Origin of the sequence: Psychrobacter sp. H7-1 (genome assembly GCF_904846585.1) — a bacterium.
Classification (GTDB): domain Bacteria; phylum Pseudomonadota; class Gammaproteobacteria; order Pseudomonadales; family Moraxellaceae; genus Psychrobacter; species Psychrobacter raelei.
In genome coordinates, this window is record NZ_CAJHBH010000067.1 from 1 (window position 1) to 6,532 (window position 6,532).

3 protein-coding genes are annotated in these 6,532 nt (G+C 39.7%); 2 read left to right on the plus strand and 1 reads right to left on the minus strand.

The features are described 5' to 3' along the window. Positions 1–823: 823 nt before the first annotated feature. Complete coding sequence (locus JMX92_RS12830; protein ID WP_201546041.1) at positions 824–1,210, plus strand: hypothetical protein; 387 nt, start codon at positions 824–826, stop codon at positions 1,208–1,210. A 429-nt stretch (positions 1,211–1,639) separates the two neighbouring features. Here JMX92_RS12830 and JMX92_RS12835 read toward each other — a convergent pair whose 3' ends face one another. Beyond that, positions 1,640–4,852 (minus strand): tandem-95 repeat protein, encoded by a 3,213-nt coding sequence (locus tag JMX92_RS12835; RefSeq protein ID WP_201546042.1) that lies wholly within the window; start codon positions 4,850–4,852, stop codon positions 1,640–1,642. A gap of 165 nt (positions 4,853–5,017) precedes the next feature. Here JMX92_RS12835 and JMX92_RS12840 point away from each other — a divergent pair. After that, positions 5,018–6,182, plus strand: a protein-coding gene (locus JMX92_RS12840) for an IS3-like element ISPpy1 family transposase (protein WP_201546043.1) whose coding sequence is annotated in 2 segments (ribosomal slippage) — positions 5,018–5,283 and positions 5,282–6,182 — 1,167 coding nt in all. Because the reading frame shifts where the segments join, the coding sequence is not laid out codon by codon here. The last annotated feature ends 350 nt before the right edge of the window (positions 6,183–6,532 follow it).

Consider the following 6,532-nt stretch of genomic DNA (forward strand, 5'->3'; position numbering starts at 1 on the left):
CTTGTTTGAGTATATTAACAATCTGAGTGTCGGTAAATCTTGATTTTTTCATGTCGAAATCTCCTGCTGGTATTTTAGCAGTTAGTTTCTACTTTTACGTGTTATTGTTTTTCGGGGTGATTACCAAAGGGCTACAGTTGGCGTATCGTGTCGCCTATGATACCAAATGATATGCTGTTTCATTTGGGTCAGAGATTCCATTACACCAGAAAAATATTCGCTGAATCCATTCAAGTTATGATGGTATGACACAAAGTATGGCAGAGGCGGCAACTGATTGGAGCAACATCCCAACTGAGACTTCATTTATAAGATTTAAAACACAATGGATGCCAAATGGTGATTATGAGAGTATATTGCGTCTAAAAGTGCCTTTATTGATTACGAATAGAGCCATTAACAAACCGTCAGACCGCACCGTTTTATCGACTATTTGCCATAAACTGAAAAAGATAAACATTAATCTAAAATGTTTATTAAATTGATTTTTTAGTATCTAGCTCTTTGAAAGTAATGATGAGATATTATTCAGCTCGTACCTCAATAACAAAAAAGAAACAGCGACTAACAATCGAAAGATGAAAGGAGTAAGAAGGATTCTGACGCGCAGTGGGGTAAAATGGCAAACAGTGATAGTGATGTTGGCAACTCCATGAACAATTCAAACAATGCACAAGCAACGTCTAAGTCAGGTATAAGCAATCCTAATGATATGCTTGAGCAATGCTCTTCATGTATAACTTCTCTTTCTAATTCAGTGATACGAGATGATGTTTTGCCTATAAAAGACTGGATTACGCCTTCACTGATTTAAGCTAACGAGATGCAGCAGCTTCGGCGACTAACTTACGAATTAGTCAGACTGTTTGGTGAGTGTCAGTTAAACTTTGGCAATAAAGCTAAAAAGGCGGACTACCCTATTCAAAAAGCGGTACTGTGTACAAAGGTTATTATTCATATGCAACCAACGGCCAAACAGTGGCAACAAGCTAAGCAGCGCTCTATACTTGAAGAATGGCCACCAAGCTCAGCACGTGACTTACTGGCTTTAGCAGATACCAATGGGAAAAGCTATCCAAACAGTCGCCAAGCTTATATTGATGCGGCTCAGCGAAAGTATGTTCATGCTGTGGTTTATGAGACGGCTAGACGGGTTGGGTTTTCGGACATGAGAAGTAAAGCAGAGGCTATTACCTATCCCTGCTGGTAGTAAATATATCCAAAAGTATGTCAGGAGCATAGCAAGGGCACGACATTCGTATTATCTAGATCGCGACAAATTGCCTATGAGCACACACCAATGTCTAGTTATAGCTCTATGGCAGCAACCGTTTATACATTTTTAAGAGAGTTTGGGCATCGAAGTATGTAGTGCTATATATGAATAAGCTTCAATACACATACCTGGCTTAGCTGTCTATTTTAACTGGTCTATTAATTGGCTAAAGCCTCTGGATTACTGGTTACCTTGGGGTATATCCAAAAAACAACAATATTGTTATGGCTTTATTTTACCTTAGCTACCAATTTCTTAGGGATGATTACCCCTGGTTATTAGTCCGAAATATTTATGCTTAAAAAAAGCAGGCGATGAATTCAGCGCCTGCTTTTTTGAAATTACAATTAGCTTCGCACAAAACTACATGATATGGAACATGGCTTCTGTCTGCATATCATTAAAATCTTGAAATTGTCCAATAGCAAAGTCCACTGTCATAGCTGTATTGTCAGTTGCTCCTTTAGAGACTGATATCACATTATTATCAGAAGATGGAGTAGCATTGCTCACATCTGCTTGTTCAAAAACTAATTCATTACTATTCAAATCAAGTAAATCGTTAATTCTAGGCAGCTCTATTTGTGGCGAGTCGATGAGCGTCTCCATTTGACCGACACTGCTGTCGAAGCTAAGAGGTAGACCAGCGCTACTATCATAATAGGTGTCTGTATCATTACCTAGATCAATAGACTCGCTAAAATAGTCATTTCCACTATCATCAGAAGAGTCTTCCGCTTCATCGAATGACATACTACTACTACGAGCGCTGCTACCATCCGCATTTACCATACTTTCGATATCTGCTTTATCCCAAACCGTTCCATCATCAAAATAGATATTATCGACACCATTTCCATTAAACTGGCTTATTATCTTGACACTTCCTCCAGTAGTTTGAATAATTAAATCCTGATCGTCCCTGCTTAGAGTTAAATCTGATACGTTTAAACCTTGCAAATCAAGCCTATTAGATCCTTGCCCATCATTTATATAAATATTACCAAGAGAAGCATAGTTTGCAACGTCCTTTAATTCTAAACCGTTGATAACGTAAATATCATCTCCAAACCCTCCTCGCAAAGCATTCACAGAACTAGATATAAAATCTTCTACAATTAGAGTGTCATTACCTTCGCCACCCCAAAGCGTATCGCCAGCTCCTGATGATATCAAAGTATCATTCCCAGATTCTCCATATAGAGTATCCCTACCTCCTGAAGCTATTAAAATATCATCGCCATTACCACCGTAGATAGTATCGTTTCCAGCAGACCCTTTTACAATATCTATAGTATCAGCAGACTCAAAATATTCAGAAGCATTATACATAACGAAATCTAAGGTTGTACTGTTTCCAGCCACATCAGACGCTTTAATCTGGTAATTACCTTCCGCAAACGGAATATTAGAAGCATCAGCAATAGGCATTAATGCTCCATTTTCTAACTTAAATGCCTGCAGCGTGTCTTGGTCTATATCTGCATTAACCTCTAACTGATTAGTAGCAGTATTGAAGTTTAAAATATCGCCTAAGATCGGAGCAGTAGTATCGATAGTGATATCTTTTACTGCTGTAAAGCTTTCATTAAGTGCTTCATCTGTTACCTTGGCTCTAAAGCTATAGTCACCATCTGCTAAATTAGAAGCCGTACCATTTGCTAATATTTGCCAAGTAACGCCTTGATCGGTTGAATACTGATATTCAACTTGGCTACCTACTTCATTACTCTCAACGGTTAGATCAAAGGTGTTGTCTTGAGTAATACCATCGTCCTGCGATATGCCCGTATCCTCAAAGTTATTAAATAATAACTCACCTGACTCTGGTGGCGTCGTATCTGACGTGATATTGACACGATAAGCACCAACATAGCCCCCTTGAAGATCAACTACTTTGATATCAAACTTTTCTGCCAACTGAGTTGGGTCTAAACCAAGTTCATTACCGTTTGAACGATAAACGTAAGAGCCATCAGCTGATAGTTCAATTTGACCATTATCTGTATCTATAACAATAGGGCTAGATGCTGAACTACCTGCTTGAAATATAAGCGATTGTCCATCTATCTGAAGCTCATAACCATTAGGCGCATTGATTCCACCATCGTCATCGGCAAAGATATTGCCCGTAACACTCTGGTAACCTGTAAACTCAGTTTTCTCAACGTCTTTAAATTCAGTAACATTAAAGTTAATTGATGACCCTGATGAATAGACATATAAGTCCAAAGTGTATTTGCCTGGTGGCAAAGTACCTGTACTAAAATCAATGAAGTAACTATTTGACCCTACTGATGAAATGCTACCATTGCTTGAAGACGAGATTCCTGGACCTTGAATGGTGTAGCTATAGTTCCCTTGAATAACATTAGAGCCATTAGTAAGCTCCAACTGAGGCATTGCATTTTGACCTGTTATTTCAAACGTTATAGTTTCTGATATAAAAGATGATGCTTGCTTGTCCACCACAGTCTGCGGTTCACTGACAACAGTGGTTTCAAATGTCTCTTGCAATTCAAGGGTATACACTTCGCTGAATGAGTTAACAGTGATATTAGCCGTTTTAGTAATGGTTTCAGTACCATCAGTGACCGTATAGGTGAAACTGTCTTTACCATTAAAGTTAGCATTAGGGGTATAGCTGTAGCTGCCATCTTTATTGACAACTGCCGTACCGTTTTTAGCAGCTGAAGCGATAACATACGTCAGCGCATCGCCATCAACGTCGGTGGCTTTCGCCAATAAACCTTTAGCAACGGTATCTTCAGTCGCTGCAATCGTAGTATTGGCTGATACTGGCGCATCATTGACTGCTGCCACGTTAACCGTAGCGGTTTGGGTGATCACGCCACCTTGACCGTCATTGATGGTATAGGTGAAGCTGTCTTTACCATTGAAGTTGGCATTAGGCGTGTAGCTGTAGCTGCCGTCTTTACCGATAACAACCTTACCGTTGGCCGCACCAGTGGCGATGGCATAAGTTAAGGTGTCGCCATCAGCGTCAGTCGCCGCTTCTAGTTTGCCGCTAACAATCGTGTCTTCTGTGGCTGCAATTGTGCTGTTCTTTGAGACGGGTATTTTATTAGCAGGTGTCTTTGGTGAATCATCACTCGAACCACTACTTAGAGCCGCAATCCCTAATGCAGCCGCGCCGAGTGAACCTAATAAGACACCATTACTAATACCTCCAATGAACGAAGTATCGCTGAGCATTTCCGACACAAGTGTTGTATAAGAGGTTTCTGAAGCGATTTGTGATGTTACACCTGTTTCAGAATTCACATAATCAAACTCAACAAAGCCTGAATCACCAACTGTACCAAGCTGAATATTATCGGTTAGATAGTAATCCTCAATAGTTAGCAACGTTTCACCATTTTCATCTGCAATTAGTAAGTCGTCATCTACTTTTTTAGCTTTTAGCTTTTTAGCTGGTAGACCTGTTTTAGCTTCTACTAGGCTAATTTTCATGCCTTCTTCAGCAGCTATTTTAGTAGGTTGATTGCTATTTAATGCTTGATTAATCAAGTTGACATTATCTTTTTGCACGGCAAGTTGAATTGTTTGTGTCATTAGACATCCTTAATAAACTTTCTTATAGAGTAAGAAAGCTTGTTTATGCGGAAAAGGTTTTGTTTTAGGTAAGTAACACTAACTAACTATAATACTCCCGGAAAACTAGACCAAAAAATTGTAGCAAATAAGATAGAATAACCTTTAGAAAAAGAGGTCTATCTAATGACAAAAGTACGTAAGCGTCACAATGCTGAATTTAAAAGCAAAGTCGCCGTTGAAGCCATCAAAGAACACAAAGCCCTCAACGAGTTAACTGCAGAATATGGGGTTCATGCAACCCAAATCAGCAACTGGAAAAAGCAGGCCTTGGCAGTTATCCCTACTGCATTCAATACCAAACAGCAAGCCAACGAACAAGCCCAGCAAGCTATTATCGATGAACTACATAGGCAACTAGGGCAAGTCATCAGTGAAAGAGACTGGCTTAAAAAAAGTCCTCACAGCTACCCTGAGCACTCGTAAACAACTGCTAGAACCTGATAACAAGGATTTTAGTGTTCGTAAGCAATGTGAATTACTCAGTATCAACCGCTCAAGTCTTTACTATCAGCCAAAGCCCATCAGCGAGCTTGATATTACCCTGATGAACTTGCTTGACCAGCAGTACACCAAGACCCCATTTTATGGGGTTAAACGCATGACAGCGTATTTGAGGCAACTAGGCTATCAAGTGGGAGAAAAGCGAGTTAGGCGCTTACTACGGCAAATGGGGCTAGATGCCATTTATCAGCATCCTAACACGAGTAAGCCTAACTCTGAGCATCAAGTTTACCCGTATTTGCTTAGGCATGTACCGATTAGCCGTTGTAATCAAGTGTGGAGTACTGATATCACCTATATTCGCCTAGCCAAGGGCTTCGTGTATTTGATGGCGGTGATAGATTGGTACAGTCGTTATGTCCTAGACTGGTCGCTATCTACCACGCTTGAGGCGGATTTCTGCGTTGATACGGTAAGTAGCTTACTGCACAATGGGTTACGCTGTGAAATTTTTAATACGGATCAAGGCTCTCAGTTTACCAGCCCAAGATTTACCAGACCGCTCATTGAGCAGGGTATTGCTATCAGTATGGATGGTCGCGGTAGGGCACTGGATAATATCTTTGTGGAAAGGCTTTGGCGGTCAGTGAAGTATGAATGCGTGTATTTGCGACAGTTTGAGACAGTCAGTCAGGCAAGAGCAGGTTTGAAAGAGTATTTCGAGTTTTACAATCATGAGCGTTTACATCAGTCGCTCGATTACCATACTCCTGCACAGGTTTATCTGGCTAACAATAGTTCGGATAATAAATCGTTTTATCAACCCAATTCTATCTTAATTTTATGATAATTTGGTCTAGACATTGGGGAGTACCTTAAACAATACTGATACTATCTTAATCTACATTAGTTTAATTTGATAGAGATATAAGTCTAAACCTCTTGCTTTTTTTAATTAACCTCTAAAATTGTAGTGATTAACACTAGAAAAACTATAGAGATAAAGTTAATAAATCCACCACTCGAAGAAGGTTTTATGATGACCAAGAAATGTAAAGCTACAGGAACCATGAGCTATGCTGAAGAAACCGTACACCTAAACTTGGTAAACTAAGCGTATTAATCGGAGTTTATCATGACCAAGAAAATAAGAAGCTACAGTGACGAATTTAAAGCCGAGGCCGTCAAGAAGATAGC